The following is a 22,077-nucleotide window of genomic DNA, read 5'->3' on the forward strand; positions in this document are numbered from 1 at the left end:
AAGTCCTCTTTTAACCCCTTATACCCGGATTATTCCCATCCAATTCCATATGGCTCAGTGACAGTTTAGGGAACTCATTCCCGGGTATATCTCCATTAACCTGCTAATTTAGGAAAATGAAGAAGGAGTGAAGTATATTGGAAAATAACTATCAATTTTGGAGCGGCTGGGACCGAATTGTATACAAGCTCCCAGACTTCCTGGTGGCATTGGCTGTTCTCCTCATCGGCTGGTTAATCGCCAAGGCCATCGAAAAGGGAGTATATAAAGCCCTTTTAAAGTCCAACCTCGATAACCGCCTCTTTTCCAATGTAAAGGACAGGAAGTACTCATCAGAAAAAATTATTAGTAAAGTTATCTACTATTTAATTTTGGCTTTCGTTTTTATCCTCTTCTTTAACATTCTTGGATTAAACATTATTGCAGGACCGCTTGTAACGATGCTAACCGCCATTACAGCCGCGGTTCCAAGCCTTTTAAAAGCGGCCCTGATCCTTGTGTTTGCATGGCTGGCCGCTACTGGAATAAGCATGTTGATCCGAAAAGGCGGCCGCACATTGAGGGTTCATCAATTGGCGCAGAAACTGAACATCACCCAGGACGGCGAGGCTCCCGGGCAATTGGCTGACAGAATTGCAAAGATTGTTTTTTATCTCGTATTGCTCGTATTCCTTCCAGGTGTGCTCGCGGCACTTGACATCAACGGGATTTCCGAACCGTTTTCCACTATGCTCGGAAGTATGCTGTCCTTCCTTCCAAAATTATTCTCCGCCGCACTGATTATCCTTGTCGGTTGGTTCGTGGCGAAGCTTGTCCGAGATATTGTGGCAAATCTGCTGCAAGGGCTTGGTTTGGATAGGTTAGTTGAGCGATTCGGTGCAAAAAGGCTATTTGAAGGGACAAGCCTTTCTTCGGTAATCGGGACAATTGCTTTTGTTCTTATCCTAATCCCGACTGTCATTGCCGCATTGGAACGACTTGATTTAAAAGGCATTTCCACCCCGGCCATCCATATGCTGAACAATGTCCTGGCAATGATTCCAAATATAGTCGTTGCCATCCTGATGGTGCTTGTTGGCATATGGATTGGAAAATGGGTAAACAATTTTGTCACCGGGTTGCTTGAACGGGCCGGTTTCGATGGCTTCTTGAAAGGGATCGGAATCGGGAAGGACGCGGCATCGACATTGTCTTTATCAAAAGTCGCCGGAACGGTCGCCCAGGTACTCATTGTCCTATTATTTACTGTTGAAGCTTTGAACCTTGTAGGGCTTAACTTCCTTGTTACTCTCGCAACAGGCATTATTGCATACTTGCCAAACGTACTCGCCGCTGTGATTATTCTGATGGCTGGGCTTTGGATCGGCAACTTTGTCAAGAAAGTCCTGTCAAGCATACTCCATGGCCCTCATGATGGATTCCTTTCATCCGTCGCGAAATACGCGGTCATTGCCATTTCAATTTTCATGGCACTCGACCAGCTAGGGGTTGCCGCTTCCATTGTCAACGCAGCTTTTATTTTAACCTTGGGAGGCCTCGCCCTCGCATTCGGCCTTTCCTTTGGCCTGGGCGGCAGGGAGTTTGCAACCAAATATCTTGCACGGTTCGACCAGAAGCTTGAGCAGACAACTGTCGTAAAACCGCCTGCTGGCCAGGGAGGAAATTCAGCGGGCATTGGAGGACAGCCCGGAAACCCAATGCAAGGCGGGCATCCAGGCCAAAGAAATCCAGCTGAAAAGCCATTTACCGATCCGAACAACCATAATCCGAATGATCCCGACAATCCATTTCACAACTTATAAGAATTTAAGACACTGCCGGTGGTCCCGGCAGTGTTTTTTCTAGATAACTTTCTCTTTCCCGTAAAGGGATATTTCTTGATAGTGAAAATTTTATCAGTACAAGGGTTCAACAGATTTCAATCAAACGTTTGATTGAAATCCTCTTCTATTTCACAATAATGTTGGTTCACCAATTATAGTCGGGTTCAATTTGGGCAGCGCGAACCGTGATTGTATCTAACCGTATTCTGAGATAAACTAGAATACGATATTACTATTAAGCAGGTGTGCCATGAAGGAGTTTATTTTTAATATATTGACCGCCTTGTCTGAACTCGGTTATCTCGGAATCGCCATTGGCCTCATGATTGAAATTATCCCAAGCGAAATTGTCCTTGGGTATGGCGGGTATATGATTTCCCAGGGGACGATCAATTTTCCGCTCGCAGTTATTGCCGGGACAATCGGCGGAACCTTTGCCCAGCTGTTCCTCTATTGGGCCGGTTACTATGGCGGGCGCCCGTTTCTCGAAAAATACGGAAAATATATTTTTATCAACCGCCACCACATTGACCTATCCGAAAAGTGGTTTGAAAAATATGGATCGGGAGTCATCTTCTCAGCCAGATTCATTCCGGTGGTCAGGCACGCAATCTCCATTCCGGCAGGCATTTCAAAAATGCCTCTCTCAAAGTTTACCCTCTATACAGTTGCTGCTGTTGTTCCATGGACAATTTTCTTCCTCTATCTCGGAGTTGTCCTTGGGGAAAATTGGGCGAACATTAAGGAAGTCGCTCAGCCATATGTCCTTCCAACTCTTGGGGTTGCCATCGTCCTAGGCATTGCCTACATTTACATAAAAAGAAGGAAATAATCGATTGCCGGCTATCCGGCGATTTTTTTTGTAAAAAAAAATTTTTTAATATGGTCAAAAATGTCAGAAGTTTGTCACAAAAAGTAAATCAAAACCTGTTAAAGTAAAATCATCCCTTTTTATTCAATTCCCAACTCCCTCAGTGGCAAAGGGTTGCCTCCCACAATCCATCATGCCAAAAATTGATTTTTGTAATCGTTTGCAAACCATTTTTGTTACAAATTTTTAACATTGACTAGAAATTTTCCGGAATTTAAAATGAAGGGTGCGCTTTTCCGTAGGTGAATTTTACAAGCAAAGGGGAAAGATTTATGAAAAGAATAGGTTTAGCTTGGCAAATCCTAATTGGTCTTATTGTCGGGATTGCCGTCGGTGCTGTTTTTTACCAGAACCCATCTGTACAAGCTTACTTGCAGCCAATTGGAACCATCTTCATTCGTCTGATTAAAATGATTGTCGTCCCAATCGTCATTTCCAGCATCATTGTGGGAGTCGCGGGTGTAGGCGACATCAAAAAACTTGGGAAATTAGGCGGCAAAACACTCCTCTATTTCGAGATCATTACAACAATCGCCATCATAGTTGGATTGCTTGCGGCAAATATTTTCCAACCTGGAACCGGGATTGATATGGGCTCCCTCACTAAAGGAGATATCGGCAGCTATATGTCCACGACCGAAGAGGTCAAAAGCCATAGCATGGCCGATACATTTATAAACATTGTTCCTACTAATATTATCGATTCACTTGCACGAGGCGATATGCTCGCCATCATCTTTTTCTCCGTCTTCTTCGGCCTTGGGGTAGCCGCAATCGGCGAAAGAGGCAAGCCCGTCCTGGCGTTTTTCCAGGGAACGGCTGATGCGATGTTTTATGTTACGAATCAAATTATGAAGTTTGCTCCATTCGGGGTTTTTGCCTTGATCGGCGTTACAGTGTCCAAGTTCGGGGTCAGTTCCCTCGTTCCACTCAGCAAACTCGTAATTTTGACCTATGGAACGATGGTTTTCTTCGTCCTTGTCATTCTTGGATTAACCGCAAGAATTTTTAAAATCAATATTTTCCATCTGTTTACGATTCTTAAGGACGAGCTGATCCTTGCCTATTCGACGGCCAGCTCGGAAACGGTACTTCCGAAGCTGATGGAAAAAATGGAGAAGTACGGCTGCCCGAAAGCCATTACTTCCTTTGTAATCCCGACAGGGTACTCCTTTAACCTGGATGGTTCAACACTTTACCAGGCTCTCGCGGCAATCTTCATTGCCCAGATGTATGGCATTGATCTTAGCTTAGGCCAGCAGATCTCTCTTTTACTTGTATTGATGGTGACATCGAAAGGGATTGCCGGCGTTCCTGGCGTTTCATTCGTCGTCCTTTTGGCGACACTGGGTACGGTGGGCATTCCGCTTGAAGGCCTTGCATTTATCGCAGGGATAGACAGGATTCTTGACATGGCCAGGACAGCAGTGAATGTTGTCGGCAACTCGCTTGCTGCCATCGTAATGTCGAAGTGGGAAAAACAATTCGACGAAACCAAGGCCACTGCATACCTTGCTGAAATTAAAGACAGCCAACCTGCAACTCTTTAATTTATCCTCTAAGGTTGCCCTTTTTAAAAGGGCAGCCTTTTATTTTTTCAAAAAAATCCATCCCTTATGTTTAAGGATGGATTGTGCGTGGTATATGGTATATGTTTGGTAGTGAAAACTTGTGGATTAGTTCAGCCACTTTGTAATTTTTACATAGGTTCCCTTGCCTTCAGCTGTCTGGATTGAGAATTCATCGGCCATCCTTTTAATGGCGGGAAGTCCGGCTCCAAGGCTGCCGGAGGTTGAATACCCTTGTTCCAGCGCCCGATTGACATTCAAAATTCCTGGTCCGCAATCGATGGCATGGATTTTTACGCCTTTCGCCCCATTGCGCCCTTTAATCGTTTCGATTGAAATATAGCCCCGGCCGGCATATTTGAAGATATTGCGCGCAAGCTCCGAAATAAGGGTAATAATACGAGATTGGTCGAATGCACTAAAACCAAGCTCCTTTGCCAACTCCCGCGCAACCCGCCTGGCCGACATGATATCGCTTTCGGTCTTTATTTCAATATGTGGCTTGTCCGGAAAATGTCCATGCAACAGGCAATCCTGACTCATTTCATTTGTGATTTCAAAAACCTCCACCATTGATTCCCCCTTATAAAATAAGCCAGAAAGGCCTTGCAAATCCTTCCTGGCTTATTGGCGGTGTTTTTTTTCATGCCCCTCGCCACATCTTCTGGCAGAATTTTATATAGGAAAACGGGATAATTCGATAAGAAACTCTGCTAAAACTTCATATTTTCATGTGTATTTACTCATTTAGTATACTGGAAAACCTTACAAATAACTACAGGAATAAGTTACTAAACCAATTTTCCCAACTTTTTTACCGTTAAATTTCCACTATTTTACTTTTTAGTTGTCAACCGGAAATGTTTTTGTGCTTGTTATTATTTTCTTATGAAAATCTTAAATCATTCTATCAGTTTTTGTTGTCGGAATATGGAGAACATGTGCAGGTTTTTCCCAATATTTTTCGCCATGGACCTTCAATTTTTTCTGTGCCGGACTATTAAAGTTGCCAAGGGCATTCATGTTTTGCTAATAATAATAATAATAATAGAGATTTAGCTTCGCCATTCGGCAAACGGTACATTTACCGTGTAAAAAATAGGAGGTGTAGCCCTGGTTTTCAGGGCATTCCATTGATCGCATTTAATTTGCTGCTAGTTTTTGTTTTAATTGCGTTGACGGCTTTTTTTGTCGTGACAGAATTTGCGATTGTCAAAGTTAGAAGTTCCAGAATTGACCAATTGATTGAAGAAAACAGAAAAGGGGCTAAGGCAGCAAAACATGTCATTACGCATTTGGATGAATATTTGTCTGCTTGTCAGCTCGGCATTACCATTACAGCCCTCGGCCTCGGCTGGCTTGGTGAACCGACCATCATGGCCTTGCTTAAGCCGATCTTCACTAATTTGGAATTGAGTGAATCCATTTCAAAGGTCCTGTCGTTTGGGATAGCCTTTTCGCTCATCACATTTTTACATGTGGTTGTTGGTGAACTTGCGCCAAAAACGTTTGCGATCCAAAAAGCTGAAGCGGCCACATTATTTCTTGCAAAACCTATTATCACTTTTTACAAAATCATGTATCCATTTATTTGGGCCCTGAATGGTTCGGCGCGATTCCTTGTTGGCCTATTTGGCTTAAAGCCGGCATCCGAGAGTGAGATTGCCCATTCAGAAGAGGAACTCAGGATCATTATTTCAGAAAGCTATGAAAAAGGTGAAATCAATCAATCGGAGCTCACCTATGTAAACAATATTTTTGAGTTTGATAACAGGATTGCGAAGGAAATTATGGTTCCACGTACCGAAATCGTTACTTTTTCCATCGATGACAGTATGGAGGAAATTCTTGAAACAATCCGCCGGGAAAAGTATACCCGCTATCCCGTTGTAATTGGGGACAAAGACAATGTAGCCGGAATGGTCAACATTAAGGAAATCCTTACGGCAACATTAAAACCCGAGGCGTTAAAAGAAAAGCCGCTTACCTACTTTATTAAACCGATCATCCATGTCATTGAAACAATCCCAATCCATGAACTCCTTGTAAAACTTCAAAAGGAGCGAACCCATATGGCCATTCTGGTCGATGAATATGGGGGAACGGCCGGGCTTGTGACCGTCGAAGACATTCTGGAGGAAATTGTCGGGGAAATCCGCGATGAATTCGATGCCGACGAGGTTGCCGATATTAGGAAAATTAAGGACGGCCACTACATTATGAGCGGAAAGGTGCTTCTCGAAGATGTTAACGATATCCTTGGGATATCGATGCCCGAAGAGGATATCGATACATTGGGTGGCTGGATCCTGTCGCATACGTATGACGTTAAAATTGGGTATGTCCTGAATGAAGAAGGCTATGACTTTAAGGTAATTGATCTAGATGGACATCAGATTCTCTATGTTGAAATTAAACGCTCGGAAGCAAAGCTACCCGCCGGACAGCTTACAGAGTGATAAAAAAGAACCTTTCCTCCTAAGTGAAAGGTTCTTTTATTTGTTCATTCGTACGGTTTTGTTAAGCCTAATGGGGTTATGCGAGAATGCCGAGGTGAACCATGTTACCTGATGGATCCACTACAGTCCAGTTTTCATTTACATTGAATCCGAGAGCCTCTAGTTTGCCGGAAGCCTCTTTCCGTTCCTGTTCACTTGGAAAAATGAGCGAGAATTGTTTCAGGCCGACACTATTTTCTGGAGGCGGCGGAGCTCCTGCACCATTCCACGTATTCAGGCCAAGGTGGTGATGATACCCGCCCGTGGACATAAACAAAGCCTGGGGATAGCGGCTTACAAGATCAAAGCCCAATCCTTCCCCGTAAAATTGCTTTGCCTTCACTAAATCGGCAACATGCAAATGGATATGCCCCATAATCGTACCAGCCGGCAACCCTTCCCATTTGCTTCCTCCCGCTTCCGCCAGAATGCCTTCTGCGTCCAGTTGCTTCGTTGCCATTTCAACTTCATTGCTCTGCCAATTCCATCCTGAAGAAGGGCGATCAGCATAAATTTCAATTCCATTCCCGTCCGGGTCGTCCAGATAAATTGCCTCGCTAACAAGATGGTCTGCCGCCCCAATCGGATATCCGAGCTCGAGGATATGCCGCAAAAATTTCCCCAGCTCTAAACGGCTTGGCAAAAGCAGCGCAAAGTGGTATAAGCCGGTCGTCCTCCCCTGTTTTGGGATCGCATTCGCAGGCTGCTCAAGCGTAAGAAGACCCTCCCCCCCACTTCCAAGAATCGCCTTCGTTTCCGATTGTTCCAGTACTTCACAGCCAATGACCCTCTTATAAAATTCGAGTGAACGCCCAAGGTTCTCTACTTTAATATGGACATTGCCGATAAATGTATTTGGCGGCTGATGGAACTTCATTTCCATTGCATTCCCTCCTTCATATTTATTTAAGAAATGTTAGTATAAAGGATTGTTTTCGTCAAACAATGGCTTCTCTCATCCTCATTAGTCTATTATTAAATCCTTTCCCTCATTCACCGGCAAATTAATCCTTCATCCAGAGAAACTTGTCGAAAATATTTACCAATTTCTTCTTGCGTTCTAATTTTTTAGAACGTATAATCATTTTAAATCGAAATAGAAACTTAGATTGGAGATGAGGGGTTTTATGGAGCCAAAAATAATGGAAATCAACCTGGAGCAGCAAAAACTCATTTCTACCCCGCTAAGGGTAAAAATTATTTACTTATTATCCGAGGAGACGATGACAGCCAAACAGGTTGCCGATGAACTCGGCAAAACCCCCGGCAGTATCCATTACCATATTCAACAACTTTATAAAGGTGGAATCCTCGAACTTGCCGAAACGCGTGAAAACAAGGGGATTGTAGAAAAGTATTATCGTTCAAAAGCCACCCATTTCAACTTAAACATAAAGGACCCAGCCCGAAAAGGGATACGCACAAAAGGAATAAGCCTTGAATTTACAGATGAGGAATTAAAAGAGTTCGAGGAGGAATATGACAACCTCCTTGAAAAGTGGCTTAAGAAAACCGTCGCGCATAAGGAAGGGCGTACCTCCTTCACGGTTTCACTCGAATTGAAAAAGGATCTTACCGGAGAGGACGTGCAATGATGGAACACGCCGTCAAAAGAAATCTGTATCTTTTTGTCCCCGCTAAAATGATTGCTGTGCTTGGTTCATCGATTTACAGTTTTGCCATTGGGCTATATATCCTAAGCCAGACCGGGTCGGCCCTCAACTTCTCGATCACGCTCCTGATGGGAAGCATACCGCGGATTGTACTATCCCCGCTGGCTGGTACGGTTGCGGATCGCTTTGACCGAAAAAAAATTATTATAGCGACAGACTTCGCGTGTGCCGCCTGGCTTGGCATTGTATTTTTCCTGTTTACATTCGTTACGAAAGAAATCTGGCTACTCTATTTGGCTACAGCCGTCCTGACTTCACTAAATACCTTTTACTCAACAGCGGTTACCTCCACAATCTATAACATGGTTGGCCCGGACCACCTTCAGAAGGCGATGTCGCTTAACCAAACGGCTATTTCCTTATCAACGATTCTTGGCCCCGTTCTTGGCGGCGCGCTGTTCGGATTATTCCCTGTTAATTCCTTCATGGCCATTAACATCGCCGCATTCACTATTTCTGGCATATTCAGCCTTTTTATAAACTATCACCTGTTTGCCGAGAAGAAAGAAAAAGAAAAAAGCAAAGGTTTTTTCCATGATTTAAAGGAAGGATTCACGTATGTTAAAAATGAGTCGTTCATCAAAAGCATTGTTTTTTTCGCGATAGGGCTGAACTTCTGGTTTGCGGCCGCCCCGATCGCACTCCCTTATATTGTTATGGTCGTCCGGAAAATGCCGTCCTACCAACTCGGCATCATTGAAGGCGCTTTCTCGATTGGAACATTGCTGCTTGCCGTGATCCTTACCGTCCGCCCAGAAATAAAAAGAAAAGACCGGGCCATCCTTGGCGGGGTCGCGGGTATGTCGATAATCATCATTCTGTTCGGCCTTCCGAGCCTGCCAGCCGCAGCGGGTATATCAAACAGTTTCATCTTCATTTATATGATCGTCCTTGCCCTCATCATGTCTTCCCTTGGCATGGTCATTAATATGCCAATCTTCGTCCTGTTGCAAAAGAAGACGCCCGACGAACTGCGCGGCAGGGTAATGTCCCTTCTTGAGGCAGGCGCCGGTGGGATGATGCCCATAGGACTGATCCTTTTCGGCTTCCTGTTTGAAAAGGTTCCAGCATGGCTTTTAATGGGAGTCAGCGGTGGCTGTGTCCTTTTGCTCGTAGCCTATCATTTTTATAAAAGGACATTCGCAACTCATTTGGAGGAAACAAAAACGGAGGAAACCCCTGTTCCTGCTCACTCGGGAACTTAATCCAGATTCCAAAAAGCGCCGGCAAAAACCGGCGCTTTTTTAATGTTAAATGGATTTCTTGTGTATTCAGCCCGAACAGCCCGGCTGCGGCTGGCTAGGAAAGGGTAACCCGATTCTTTCCTTCTTTTTTGGACGTGTACTGCGCTTTGTCAGCCCGTTCCAATAATGATACAATCGTATCCCCTTTCAAATAGCCTGCTATTCCAAAGCTGGATGTTACCCTTCCCGCAATTGAAAAATCATGCTGTTCAATTCTTTCTCTCAGGCTTTCGGCTAAATTGGCTGCAGACGATTCCTTTTCTTTTAAAACAATGATGAATTCTTCGCCTCCCCACCTGCCAAACAATTCGTTCGGGCTAAGGGAATCCTTAATAAGGAAAACAAACTCCTTTAAAACAGCATCTCCTACATGGTGCCCAAACCGGTCGTTGATCGTTTTAAAATCATCAATGTCAAAGAAGATAATGGAAAAAGCTTGCTCAGTATCGCCTGATTCTTTAATATGGCCATCAAGCCATTCATCGAGTTGATAGCGATTGGCAATCCCCGTCAATGAATCGGTATACGCTTCCCGTTTCGCCGCAGCCAACTCAGAATAGACACCAACTAAATGGTGGGCAAAATACAAAACAACAATATAGACACTATTCGCCAAATAAAACTGTAAAAGAGAGTCAATTTCTTCCGCATTAAACCTTCCAGCATTCATAGCTCCCGGCACAACGGTGATTCCCATGACAATCAGCGAAAAAATAAGGCCTTGCTTATTTTTCAAAGTGAGAAAGATATACATCATATAAATCGGCATCCAAATAATAAAATCCCCCAAAGAATCATAGCGAGGTTTCAATAGGACATTATAAAGCGCATCATAAAACGTAATAATGTGGTACATCGTTACAAGGAACAGGTTTGAAAGCTCAACAAACCGAATAGCACGATTCCTATATAACAGAAGCCAGCTAATGCTAAACCAGCCAATTAAGACTGTATTGATTATCGAACTAAGCTGATACTCTGCGTTAGCGTTATTCTGCAAATAATTGTTTAAAAAGAGTGAAACGAGAACACATGGAACAACCCATAAATAAATCGTCCGTTTCAATGAATAAAGCGACTTATGCTGTTTATCCATCCAGCTGCCTCCATGCCCCCCGTTTTTACTGGCGTATTCATTAATAAGAGGTATGTATATTACTTAAATAGTAGGCGGAAAGGCCTATAAATACAAGAGGGATTTTACAATTATTATCCAAAATTTACCGAAATTTTAAAATTCTAGCTTACCCAAAACCAGATGAATATTATTATGTTATTTTTCAAATGGGGATTCAACATTTCTCATACATCATTTCCTATTCTAATAAAAATGCCGGACTATTAAAAATAGGCAGTTTCGAAGAAAAAATGTATGATGGTACGAAAGGAGGAATTTCATGGAAGCTTTGTTTCGTTATAACTGGATGGTTAGAGAGGAATGGTACCGTTGGTGCGAAGGCCTGAGCGAGGAAGAACTTCTTGCAGAACGGACTGGTGGGGTTGGAGGAATCCTTAAAACACTGTTTCATATTATCGATGTGGAATGGAGCTGGATTCGTATCATCCAGGGAAAGCCTGACTTCCAGGAAAAATTCGAAGACTTTAACTCGCTTCAAAAGGTAAGGGAGCTCGATGCAAAGTTCCGTGTTGAAGTAGAAGAATTCGTTAGGAATTGGGAATCCAGCATGGAAAACAACCTTCATCAAGAAACTGAGCCGGACGGGAGTGTGTCAACTGACACATGGGGCGAGGTCATGCGCCATGTGATCGTGCATGAGGTCCACCATATTGGGCAATTATCCGTTTGGGCAAGGGAGATTGGAAGGAAGCCGGTTTCGGCCAATTTTATCGGTCGAGGGCTCCTAACGGCACAAACCACTGAGCAATAGCAAAAGGCATCGGGCTACCCGATGCCTTTAACAGATTTTTGGCCAGAAGCTGTACATAAAAAGAATTACAATTAGTGTTGTGACGACAGCTATTTTATCAAGACTTAGTATTCAATCCTTTAAATCCGTATTTCTCCAGTACCTCCAGTGACTCACTTCCAGTTAAGTACTCGTAAAATTCAGTTGCTTCTTTCAAATGGCGGCTGTCCTTCATAATGCCAAGAGGATAAATGATTGGACCGTGTAAATCCTCTCCCGCCGTATTGGTAATCTCCACTTTTTTGGAGCCCATGGCATCGGTTTTATACACTAGCCCTGCATCCACATTGGCGGTTTCCACATAGGTAAGCACCTGGCGTACGTCCTTGGCGTAAACCACCTTTCCCTCAACCGCCTGCCAGACTCCGAGGTGTTCCAGTGTTTCCCTCGCATATTTTCCCGCGGGGACCGATTCCGGAGTCCCAATCGATAGTTTATCCGCTTTAGCCAAATCTTCGAATGTACGGATGGGGTTCTGTGCATTTTTCGGGATAACGAGAACAAGCTCGTTGCCTATAAGATTTGTCCTTTTTTCAATCAGACCCTCTTCCTCCAGCTTGTCCATTTTGTCTACGGCTGCCGAGAAAAAGATGTCAACCGGGGCCCCCTGGGAAATTTGCTGCTGCAATGCTCCTGAAGAGCCAAAGTTATAGTTAATTTTTATACCCGCATGTTCTTTTTCAAAATTGGCGGCGATTTCATTTAAGGCGTCCTGCAGGCTCGCAGCCGCAGAAACGGTCAGCTCGATTTGTTTTTCTCCCAGCTTCCCTTTCTCGGCACAGCCCGAAACTGCCATTATTAATAGAACCAACGCTATCAAACTAAATTTCCTCACATACGCTCTTCCTTCCCGGGGTGAAACCATTTATCCGTCAATCGAAAATTTCATTTTGGATTGAAGTTCTATTTACTGTATAGGCTGAATAAAAATTTATTTTTTTATGGAACCGTTATGGTTGATTTCCGTTCCGGGCACACGCTTTCCGCGGGGCGTCAGTGGAGCCTCCTCGGCGCTAGCGCCTGTGGGGTCTCCACCTTGCCGCTGCATCCCGCAGGACACTGAATGGCACCCTCGAATTCGCCCACGCACGAAGAAAATGCGTAGCATTTTCGAGGAGTCGGTGCCCTCCGCTCCAATCAACTTGCATTTCAAATTCATTGTATAAGTAAATTTATTTAAACCNCACTGAATGGCACCCTCGAATTCGCCCACGCACGAAGAAAATGCGTAGCATTTTCGAGGAGTCGGTGCCCTCCGCTCCAATCAACTTGCATTTCAAATTCATTGTATAAGTAAATTTATTTAAACCTAAATTATACTTTTGATTATACACTACGGCGGTATTGATTTCTGAGATAGCAGGCTCTTGTCTTAAAGGTTTCATATATGAAAAAACGCCCGGAGGAGGACCAGGCATTTTTTAACCCTTGATCTTGCTATCCAAGCTTTTTCTCATAGCACGAGCATTCATGAACCCTTTTAAAGCGTCCCTGGATTTCCTCTTTCTTTTCGCCGACATAATGGCCATACGCCTGAACAAGGTGAAAACCTTGAAGGCTGATGTTCAAAGCCTGCCTAATTTCCTCTTTCCCTTCCATATACACCTGAAGGTACGAATCGACTTTTTGAAATTCATTTTTCACATACCATTCATTTACCCAATCATCATCCCTTGTCCATGCCTCAAAACGGTTCAGGCCTTTCTCCCTTGCCACTTTTTCGGCTTCAAGCAATAGCTGTTTTCCGATACCCAGTCTCCGAAAATCCGGGTGGATGGCAATATGCCATATCATGCCGCCCAAACCTGTCCCTCTCGAACATACCGTTCTTTCCTCGATCTCATATTCTACATCAATTAACCCGACCACAAGGCCATTCTCTATCGCAACAAGTTCAATAGCGGGATTTTCATATGTTTCTTTTTCTCTTAATACATTTTCATAATAGGCTGTGTCCAAAAACGCCAGCACCCTGCAGCGCACCCAGCCTGTCTCATCATCTGATCGATACGGCCTGATTTCCAATCCGTCCGCCTCCTAATATTTTTCGTTTTGAAGCTATTAAACTCCATAAATAAAGACCTTCGTCCGAATCACGAAGGTCTAAAGTGTACTCAATCTTTTGCAAATTAATTTTTCCTAGTTTGAGGGGTATGAACCAACGCGACTCTAATCACGGATATAAAATTACTAGTTTTCATGTTAATCCCCTCCTTCTCCAACAATTTCCTTACAAGATTCATTGTATGGTTATCTTCGTAAAAAGTAAATACCCCTATATGGTTATTCGGACAATGTACCGGGAGAAGGTGATCGGCAGCCCGGCCTGCGTGGAGTTTTTTTCAAAAATCTTAGTGATTTCCGCCAGGTTATCTTCTAGCATTCTTTTATAAACACTCGGTTTTTGGCCAAAACACCGCCACTTTATGACATCAACTGGCATGTGCAAATATTCCGTGGCCTCTATATGTTCAATCTCAGCTGAGGAAAAGCTACCCGCTTCAAGGCGTTTTCTAATCTGATTTAGGATTGGTGTGCCCTCCTTCTTTTCAAAAAAGATTGGGAATAGAAGGGGCAGCTCCTTCCCAAGTTCGTCCCCGGGATGAAGGCCAAGCACCGTTCCGCCCTCCTTAACTGCTTCTTTTAAGAAAGGATAGGCGGATGTCGGGCCTTTTCGGATATAAGCGCAATCAAATGGTCCCAGCTCTACTGGCAATCCATTCTTTGAGTTCCCTGTGACGAAGGAGACATTCGCCCGTTTTTTCTCATTTCCGGCAGCGGTGAACGTTTCCGTTGCATCAAAGCCAACAATCTCCTTTGCAATTTCCGCGCACTGGAGCGTGAATTCCCCATCGCCGCACCCTATATCAAGAACTTTTTTATCTTTTACCATCTTCAAAACTTCCGCATCAAAAACGGTCTCTCCATTTGGCTCTGATATCGAGGAGCTCCACGTGTACCGGTATTTGCCTTCCTGGTTTCCAATGTGTTTGTACCATTCCATGGAATGTGGCGGAAGCCAGTCCGAAAGAGCGGCCGGGTCGGTCAGCATGTATTTTCCTCCTTTTTTTAACAAGCTAAAACGTCCAGGCCATCGAAAAAAAACAACGCAGCCATTGGATATTTTTGTCATATATATTGAATCACATTTACAACAATTGGTATAATTATTATATAATTCAAAAAATGAAATTCGAGAATAGCACATAACCATTTTTAAGGAGTTGGTTAAATGAGAAATGTGGACAAAAGTGGCAAAGCCATAGTATTGGCTTCCTTAATCCTTAGTGCAGCGGTCAATCTACTTATCCTGCCGTTAAGTATTTATATTGGGAATTTACCAACCACTCCACCAACAAATACGGTTTCCGGCTTTACAATCCGGTTCCTTTTTATTCAGTTCCTCCCGTTACTCTGGCTTGGAATAAGCATTTACCACTGGAGAAAAGGGTTAAAAGCGGAACGCAATCCTATTCTATAATTCTCTTGCAATGGGCGCCAGGCACTCTTTTTACAAAGGTGGCTGGTGCCCACTTTATTTTTCATAACGCCTGCCATATTGGTTCGACATCATAAATCGATATTCTCCACGATAACTTCATCCCAGGACATGCCCCCATCCCCTGTTTTATACAACAAAGCGCCTTCCTCATTCCCAATCGCCATCCAACCTTTACTTTCGTTAATAAAATCAAAAGCCAGGATCCTCGCATTTTCCGGAATCAAGCTTTTAACAGAATCAACAATCCTCCACTCATTAACAAATGCATACATTTCATTCCGGTTGCTAACAAGCCACATCCTGTTCAAACTCACAGCGTCCATTTCCAGTTCATATTCACCACCATTTTGCATAGGGAATTCGGGAGCTTTGATAATGTCCCAGCTTCGGCCACCATCCTCCGTTGCATACAAATACATTTCCACATGGTCCTTTCGAAAATGGAGAGGGATAAACCCAACCGAATCACTAAAGAAGGTTGGGGTTTGCAAGTCAAAGAAATGATCTCTTGGCATTTGCTCTGTAACAGGGAGGGAAAAGAATACCCAGTCCTCTCCTCCATTTATTGAACGATAAATCCATGGGGAACCGCTTGCAACAAGCGGAATCCAGCCCTCATCATTTGAGGAAAAGACAGCCTTTGATTTGTTGCCATCGATCGGGATTTCTTTCTTTGTTGATCCTCCTGATATAGCGATCCAGGTTTTGCCGCCGTCTTCAGTTTTCGCAAGCTCTATATGACTGCCGCCCGCTCCTATACCCTTTACATAATTCGTCATCCAGCCAGTCTTTTCATTTAAAAAATGAAGCCCAATTATTTGGCTCACTGTTGAAAGCGGTTCGCTTTTCGTCCAGGTTTCCCCTCCGTCCGCTGTATAAACAAGCTGCTTATCCGCAAACTCCTTTGTGGTCAGCCAAACATCATTTTCGTCCAAAATGTACGTGGGAAAAGTTATATCTCCTCCGGGCGTTACATCTCGCCAGTTCTTGCCTCCGTCCTCAGTCTTTAATAATCTTCTACTCGAATCCTTCAAAGCAAACATCCACCCTTTGCTTTCATTGATCATCCTAAGGTGCATCACATAAGGGAGGTACTGGTTTTCCATCTTTTTTACCGCAGCACGTTTGGCATTTGTTTGATCGGTATTACAGCCAGCAATCAATATCACGCAGCATATTAGTAAAACAGCGGCCAAAGTCCTTCTTCGATTCATGTAGTCCCCCCTAATCCTCTTCCTTCCTGGCTTTCCGAATTCAATCAAACGTTTGATTGAATTTCATAAACCTATGGGAATTAAGATTTTGCCTTCTATAGTTTAGAAAAATCCTCAACCATTTTTTGAAACTCTTCATGTTCTTCAAGGAACGGAATGTGGTTGCTTTTTTGAAAAATATAAAGTTTTGAATCTGGAATCAGTTCGGCTATTTCCTTTGAAAAATCAACAGGGCACTGCGAATCATACTCTCCGCAAAAGACAATAGCCGGAATGCGTATTTGCCTAATCCTCTCTCTGATATCATAAGCAGGTAACTCAGTATAAGAATAATAGTCCAGCCGCTTTTGAACCACTTTTCCGCTACTCGGTTTTGAAAAGTACTCTTCAAATTTCTCCGGGTCATAAAGCGACATTTCCGTCCATTCCCTGCTCGCTTTCATCCTTTCCTCCCTAGAAGACTCAGCGGACTTAAGGATTGAAAGCAGTTCTTTCAGGCGGGGGTTAAGCGGATTGTTCCCGCAATAGATGCTTCCACTATGTTCCATATAGCCTTTCGACGCCGAAGCTCCGCCCACCATGACTTTTGTTAAGGAATCGGGAAACGAGGAAGCGTAAACCAAGCCAAGCATCCCTCCGGTCGAGTGTCCGGCATAGCCCCACTTCTCGATATTCAAGGCGCTTCTTAATGCTTCCAAATCAAGGGCCGTTTCTTCCATGCTCAGTTCTTTATCAATGTAAACTTTGCTTGAATAGCCGGCTTCCTTTAAATTCACCAAATAGACTTTAAATGACTGGGTGAACATATCAGCGAAGTAGTTCCCCCGTTCGTTGAATTCACTATACAAATGCGTAATGCATAGCGGCTCCCCGCTCCCGCAAACAAAGACCTCAAACGTCCCTCTATATGTGCTTATAAGTTCTCTTTTCCACATAGTTACCTCCAAGCAGATTATATCTCTACTTATTCTCGTTATCGAAGGATTATCCTTTAAAAAGAAGAAGGTTAGCTGAAAACAAAAAACCCGCCTATTACAGACGGATATTAGAAAAACATTCTTTTAACCCAAAGCTCCTATGTAACCATTGTGGCCTTGGATCTCTTCTGATCCTCATCAGCCTGGTTATCGTCACCTTTATTCTTATACGCAATTGCTCGGGCCTCGTATGCCCTGGCGATTCCCGGAAGGTTCCCGATTTCTGTAAGGATGGCAATTGCCTTAGTAGCATACTCAATAATTTCCTCCTTCCCCGCAGGCACCATGCCCTTGTTTCCTAAATCAGAGAGAATAATCCAATACCAGCCTATCCCTTGCTTATGATCAGCTGACTCCCCTTTTTCAAAGGCCACCTTCGCTTGATTTAGTAAGGACAGGCCGTCTTCAATTTGCCGGCTGGACAATAGGTTAATTCCTGTTGAAAAAAGGCTTTGGGCATACGCAATCGAATCTCCCGAAAGCTTCGCGCTCTCAATTTCCTTTTTATTGATTACACTTGCTTCTTCACGCCGCCCCAGCTGGCGGAGCATTCCTGCCTGGCGAAGATAGCATTGGGCCAATAATTTGTATGCAGGTACCGCTTCAGCTAAATTACGCTCGATGAAATTCGCAACCTCTAATTCAACTTCGCGATAATACTCCAATGCCAATTCATATTTTTCCTGCTGCTCGTATAAAACAAGTGCCTCTTCTAGCTTTTTCTCCAATAAAAGCAACTGATTCTCCATTTGATACCCCCTGCAACATTTTTATCTTCTTATGTTGACAGTTCTATTTCAATTCCAAGGATTCCTTCTTACTTATCCATTAATGGTAAAAATGAGAAAAAACTAATCTCCCCAAGATGCTCTAATAGTCTCTATAAACCTAAACAATTATAGACTCTGGAAGTATGCACAAATTGCTCTATAACTGAATCAACTTCTTCACTATCTTTAATTACGAACCAATAGTCTGCCTGACCCACGCTGCCCTTAACTGTTGATGTCCAGAAAAAATCAACTCAAAAAACAACTCACAAGCAAACGTGTAGTCAACCCGAATAAAGCCTGCTATAATTGACACTTGCGCTCAAAAAAGAAGTCTATGTCTAGTGAGAATTGCTTTTTCATATGCTTGAAGAGCCAAAGCTTTTGTACGAACACGATTCTCATGGCGAATCTGATTTTCATCTTGGCAATCACTGATCCATGGTTTAGACCGGTTTTTTTGGTGCATACTTGAGTTAATAAATATTTATCTAAAAGGGGAATACATCATGAGCGGCTATAACGCAGTATCAGCAAAAAATACAGAAAATGCTCCAAACGGTAACGGTCTATATTCACAATCTGTAGCTTTCTCCCATTACAATAATCTTTCAGCTCAATTACCTATCGAACCCAAAACTGGTCAATTGGTAGCTGGTGGGGTAAAAGAGCAAGCTGAACAGTGCTTTAAAAATATCAAGGCAATTGTAGACAGCATCGATCATGTTATGAGCGATATTGTTAGAATCACGGTATTCGTTAAAGATATCAAAGATGTTGACGCTGTAGACGAAGTTTATAAAACATTCTTCCCAACTTATGTTCCTGCACGGACAACTGTTGCAGTTGAAGCTTTGCCTATGGATGCATTGGTGCAAATTGAAGCACTTCTTTCACACGGTGAAGGTACAATTCCAAACGCACCACAAGCAGGCGACCTTATCAAGCTTACAAATAACACGGCCAATGCACCTACAAATCCTCTATCTACCCAAACCGTGGCTTTCTCTCATTACAATTATCTTTCAGCTCAATTGCCTATGGATCCAAAAACAGGCAGATTGGTTACTGGAGGCGTCAAAGAGCAGGCTGCACAGAGCTTGAAAAATATTAAGGCAATATTAGAAAGCATCGACGTTCCTTTTGACGATATTGTTAAAATTACAATCTTCCTTAAAGACCTTTCGGATATTGAAGCGGTAAACGAAGTTTATAAAACGTTTTTCCCAGATTCCGCTATCGCCAGGGCCGTAGCCTATGTCCCTGCACGGACAGTAGTTGCAGCTTCAGCTTTACCTATGGATGCTTTGGTACAAATGGAAGCAGTGGTGTCACACGGAGATGGTACGCCTCCACAAGCTGTTGAAGACAGACATGGAATCGTTATTTGGGCAAACAACACTGAAAATGCACCAAAGAGTCCTCTGTCTACGCAAACTGTAGCGTTCTCTCATTACAATCATCTTTCAGGTCAATTACCTTTGGATGCAAAAACTGGCCAATTGGTAGCTGGTGGTGTAAAAGAGCAAGCTGAACAGTGCTTGAAAAATGTTAAGGCTATTGTAGAAAGTATCGATCACGTTATGGACGATGTGGTTAAAGTAAATATCTTCGTTAAAAATATTGAAGATATGGATGCTGTAGACGAAGTTTACAAAACATTCTTCCCAGGCGGAGTTCCTGCACGAAGAACAGTTGGCGTATCGGCCTTACCTGAAGATGCTTTAATCCAAATCGATGTAGTTGTATCAAATGCTGAAGGAACACCTCCAAAAGCATAACAGGCATTAGTTTGTAATTACAGGAACGATCAAAGTTACTTGTTAATGCGAAATCGCTTATCCTATTCATAATAAGGGGCTGGCTCAAATGAAAATTGAGACAGCTTCTGTTTTTTAACAGCGCAGATGAAAAAGGCATCAAGATTTTAGCCAAATATGGCAGAAATCTTGATGCTTTTTTAGTTACTTCTAATAGGAGTAGAGGTTTAAAAAATATTAGATTTTTTTAATTCATTTACCCAAAGGTATGCGATTTGGAAAGTCTTTTTTCCCGTAACACTTACTACCGTTGTGAGTCCAAACTACTCCACCGTCACAGATTTGGCCAGATTTCTCGGCTTATCGACGTCGCAGTCGCGGTGGAGAGCTGCGTAGTAAGCTAAAAGCTGCAAAGGTACAACAGAGATAAGTGGTGTTAATTGCTCATGAACGACTGGCAGGACAAAGGTATCTTCGTCTGTTTCCAGCCCTTTCATGGAGATGATGCAAGTGTTGGCTCCGCGGGCTGCCACTTCTTTAACATTGCCGCGGATGCTCAGATTGACGTTTTCCTGGGTCGCTAGGGCAATAACCGGGGTTCCTTCCTCAATCAGGGCGATGGTGCCGTGCTTCAACTCGCCGCCGGCAAAGCCTTCTGCCTGAATGTAGGAAATTTCCTTCAACTTTAACGCGGCTTCAAGGCAGACATAATAGTCTACAGCCCTTCCAATAAAGAAGGCGTTTCTTGTGACGGTCAGGAATTCCCGGGCGATATGTTCGATGATTTCCTTTGAGTCGCACAGTGCTTCCATGGCGTTCGCGACAATGCCAAGTTCCTGTACAAGGTCGAAGCCAATTTCTCGGCCGCGGCTCTTCGCTGAAACATCGGCTAGAATCGCCAGGACAGCCAGCTGGGCGGTGTATGCCTTTGTGGATGCGACGGCAATTTCAGGTCCAGCGTGGAGGAGCAGCGTATAGTCTGCTTCACGGGAAAGAGTTGAGCCCGGTACATTTGTAAGTGTCAGGGCTGGATAACCCATTTCCTTGACCTTTACAAGGACTGCACGGCTATCGGCTGTCTCACCGCTCTGTGAAATGAACACAAAAAGCGGCTTTTCAGAGAGTAGCGGCATGTTGTAACCGAACTCGCTCGAAATATGCACCTCGACAGGAATCCCTGCGAGCTTTTCAATCAACTGCTTCCCGACTAGCCCAGCATGGTAAGAAGTCCCCGCAGCAATAATATACATCCTGTCGGAAGCCTTGATCGCGTCAACAATCTCGCTGGCAATGGATAGTCCACCGTTTACATCCTGGTACTTTTGGATGATTTTCCGCATGACAAGTGGCTGCTCGTCAATTTCCTTCAGCATATAATGGGGATATGTGCCTTTTTCAATATCACTGGCATCAAGTTCTGCCTTGTATGGCGCCCGGCTGATTGTTTCGCCTTTCAGGTTCTGGATTGTCACTTCTTCCTTTTTAACAATGACAATTTCCTTATCCATAAGCTCTACAAATTGGTCTGTCACCTGCAGCATCGCCATGGCGTCACTCGCGACAACATTGAACGTATCACCTAGGCCCACGAGCAGCGGGCTCTTATTTTTAGCGACATAAATGGTTTCATTATCTTCTTCATCCAGCAAAGCAAGCGCATATGACCCCTTTAGAAGGTTTAGCGCCTTACGGAAGGCCTCAAGCGTGCTCAGGCCCTCTTTAGCAAAAAGGCTGATCATCTGGACGATGACTTCCGTATCTGTATCGCTCTGAAGTTCGACATCCTGCAAATATTCGCGCTGAAGTTCCGAGTAGTTCTCGATCACCCCGTTATGGACGAGGGTAAACCTGCCTGAGCTGCTTTGATGCGGATGCGCATTCCGTTTACTAGGCGCACCATGGGTTGCCCAGCGGGTATGGCCTATTCCGGCACTCGCTTCGACACGTGTGTCGACAATCTCCCTTAGGTCAGCAATTCGGCCTTTTTCCTTGAATACCTGTACGCCATCACTGTTCATAATAGCGATCCCAGCTGAATCATAACCACGGTATTCAAGCTTTTCTAGGCCTTTCAGCAAAATTTCCTTTGAATCTTTAGTTCCTATATATCCAACAATTCCACACATATTCATGTCCTCCTGTTGCAAAGAGGGCAAGACCGTACCGAGGGCAAAGCTTGCCCCCTTATCTCCGTAATCTTCTATTAGGATGCCTTTGCGGAACACCTTTTATTTATGCGCAGCTTGCTT

General features: G+C 43.7%; 19 protein-coding genes. 9 read left to right on the forward strand and 10 right to left on the reverse strand.

Annotated elements, in window-relative coordinates; translation table 11 throughout:
• The first annotated feature begins 137 nt into the window (after window positions 1-137).
• The 3 genes from RB160_RS22755 (at window position 138) to gltP (ending at window position 4,244) form a co-directional block, all read left to right on the forward strand.
• Entirely contained in the window at window positions 138-1,802 is a 1,665-nt protein-coding gene (locus RB160_RS22755; RefSeq protein WP_316572744.1) for a mechanosensitive ion channel, read from the forward strand.
• Window positions 1,803-2,073: 271 nt separating this feature from the next.
• Window positions 2,074-2,655 carry an undecaprenyl phosphate transporter UptA gene (gene uptA / locus RB160_RS22760; RefSeq protein ID WP_316572745.1) on the forward strand — a complete coding sequence of 194 codons (582 nt, stop codon included), beginning with the start codon at window positions 2,074-2,076 and terminating at the stop codon, window positions 2,653-2,655.
• A 311-nt stretch (window positions 2,656-2,966) separates the two neighbouring features.
• A complete protein-coding gene (gene gltP / locus RB160_RS22765) occupies window positions 2,967-4,244 on the forward strand; it encodes a glutamate/aspartate:proton symporter GltP (protein WP_316572746.1) in 1,278 nt (425 codons plus the stop codon).
• Between the two features lie 126 nt (window positions 4,245-4,370).
• On the opposite strand, the gene RB160_RS22770 is transcribed toward gltP, so the two are convergent.
• The gene (locus RB160_RS22770) at window positions 4,371-4,805 is read right to left on the reverse strand and encodes an anti-sigma regulatory factor (protein WP_316572770.1); all 435 of its coding nucleotides are present in this window, start codon (window positions 4,803-4,805) and stop codon (window positions 4,371-4,373) included.
• 590 nt (window positions 4,806-5,395) lie between these two features.
• Here RB160_RS22770 and RB160_RS22775 point away from each other — a divergent pair.
• Entirely contained in the window at window positions 5,396-6,721 is a 1,326-nt protein-coding gene (locus tag RB160_RS22775; protein ID WP_316572747.1) for a hemolysin family protein, read from the forward strand.
• 76 nt (window positions 6,722-6,797) lie between these two features.
• Here the strand turns inward: RB160_RS22775 and RB160_RS22780 are convergent, their stop codons facing one another.
• Window positions 6,798-7,637 (reverse strand): VOC family protein, encoded by an 840-nt coding sequence (locus RB160_RS22780; protein WP_316572771.1) that lies wholly within the window; start codon window positions 7,635-7,637, stop codon window positions 6,798-6,800.
• A gap of 250 nt (window positions 7,638-7,887) precedes the next feature.
• Here RB160_RS22780 and RB160_RS22785 point away from each other — a divergent pair, with 250 nt between their 5' ends.
• Entirely contained in the window at window positions 7,888-8,355 is a 468-nt protein-coding gene (locus RB160_RS22785) for an ArsR/SmtB family transcription factor (protein ID WP_316572748.1), read from the forward strand.
• Window positions 8,352-9,638, forward strand: coding sequence for an MFS transporter (locus RB160_RS22790; protein WP_316572749.1), 1,287 nt, complete (start codon window positions 8,352-8,354; stop codon window positions 9,636-9,638). Before RB160_RS22785 ends, RB160_RS22790 begins: the two co-directional genes overlap by 4 nt.
• Window positions 9,639-9,732: 94 nt before the next feature.
• On the opposite strand, the gene RB160_RS22795 is transcribed toward RB160_RS22790, so the two are convergent.
• The gene (locus tag RB160_RS22795) at window positions 9,733-10,773 is read right to left on the reverse strand and encodes a GGDEF domain-containing protein (RefSeq protein WP_316572750.1); all 1,041 of its coding nucleotides are present in this window, start codon (window positions 10,771-10,773) and stop codon (window positions 9,733-9,735) included.
• A gap of 301 nt (window positions 10,774-11,074) precedes the next feature.
• Between RB160_RS22795 and RB160_RS22800 the strand changes: the two genes are divergently transcribed.
• Window positions 11,075-11,566 (forward strand): DinB family protein, encoded by a 492-nt coding sequence (locus RB160_RS22800; protein WP_316572751.1) that lies wholly within the window; start codon window positions 11,075-11,077, stop codon window positions 11,564-11,566.
• A gap of 97 nt (window positions 11,567-11,663) precedes the next feature.
• Here the strand turns inward: RB160_RS22800 and modA are convergent, their stop codons facing one another.
• The 3 genes from modA to RB160_RS22815 form a co-directional block, all read right to left on the reverse strand.
• On the reverse strand, window positions 11,664-12,470 hold the full coding sequence (modA, locus tag RB160_RS22805) for a molybdate ABC transporter substrate-binding protein (RefSeq protein WP_396954766.1): 807 nt from the start codon (window positions 12,468-12,470) through the stop codon (window positions 11,664-11,666).
• Between the two features lie 572 nt (window positions 12,471-13,042).
• The gene (locus RB160_RS22810) at window positions 13,043-13,630 is read right to left on the reverse strand and encodes a GNAT family N-acetyltransferase (RefSeq protein WP_316572752.1); all 588 of its coding nucleotides are present in this window, start codon (window positions 13,628-13,630) and stop codon (window positions 13,043-13,045) included.
• Window positions 13,631-13,880: 250 nt separating this feature from the next.
• A complete protein-coding gene (locus RB160_RS22815) occupies window positions 13,881-14,657 on the reverse strand; it encodes a class I SAM-dependent methyltransferase (protein WP_316572753.1) in 777 nt (258 codons plus the stop codon).
• A 180-nt stretch (window positions 14,658-14,837) separates the two neighbouring features.
• On the opposite strand from RB160_RS22815, the gene RB160_RS22820 reads away from it, so the two are divergent.
• Complete coding sequence (locus RB160_RS22820; RefSeq protein ID WP_316572754.1) at window positions 14,838-15,086, forward strand: hypothetical protein; 249 nt, start codon at window positions 14,838-14,840, stop codon at window positions 15,084-15,086.
• Window positions 15,087-15,175: 89 nt separating this feature from the next.
• Here the strand turns inward: RB160_RS22820 and RB160_RS22825 are convergent, their stop codons facing one another.
• The 3 genes from RB160_RS22825 to RB160_RS22835 all read right to left on the reverse strand — a co-directional run bounded on the left by RB160_RS22825 (window position 15,176) and on the right by RB160_RS22835 (window position 18,047).
• On the reverse strand, window positions 15,176-16,321 hold the full coding sequence (locus RB160_RS22825) for a WD40/YVTN/BNR-like repeat-containing protein (protein ID WP_316572755.1): 1,146 nt from the start codon (window positions 16,319-16,321) through the stop codon (window positions 15,176-15,178).
• Between the two features lie 95 nt (window positions 16,322-16,416).
• Complete coding sequence (locus tag RB160_RS22830) at window positions 16,417-17,256, reverse strand: alpha/beta fold hydrolase (protein ID WP_316572756.1); 840 nt, start codon at window positions 17,254-17,256, stop codon at window positions 16,417-16,419.
• 140 nt (window positions 17,257-17,396) lie between these two features.
• Window positions 17,397-18,047 carry a hypothetical protein gene (locus RB160_RS22835; RefSeq protein ID WP_316572757.1) on the reverse strand — a complete coding sequence of 217 codons (651 nt, stop codon included), beginning with the start codon at window positions 18,045-18,047 and terminating at the stop codon, window positions 17,397-17,399.
• A gap of 530 nt (window positions 18,048-18,577) precedes the next feature.
• Between RB160_RS22835 and RB160_RS22840 the strand changes: the two genes are divergently transcribed.
• Window positions 18,578-19,849 carry a RidA family protein gene (locus RB160_RS22840; RefSeq protein ID WP_316572758.1) on the forward strand — a complete coding sequence of 424 codons (1,272 nt, stop codon included), beginning with the start codon at window positions 18,578-18,580 and terminating at the stop codon, window positions 19,847-19,849.
• A gap of 302 nt (window positions 19,850-20,151) precedes the next feature.
• Here the strand turns inward: RB160_RS22840 and glmS are convergent, their stop codons facing one another.
• Window positions 20,152-21,954: a glutamine--fructose-6-phosphate transaminase (isomerizing) gene (gene glmS, locus RB160_RS22845; RefSeq protein WP_316572759.1), complete on the reverse strand. Its 1,803-nt coding sequence runs from the start codon at window positions 21,952-21,954 to the stop codon at window positions 20,152-20,154.
• Between the last annotated feature and the right edge of the window lie 123 nt (window positions 21,955-22,077).

The sequence above is a fragment of the Neobacillus sp. YIM B06451 genome (genome assembly GCF_032667185.1).
In the GTDB taxonomy this organism is placed as follows: Bacteria; Bacillota; Bacilli; order Bacillales; family Cytobacillaceae; genus Bacillus_D.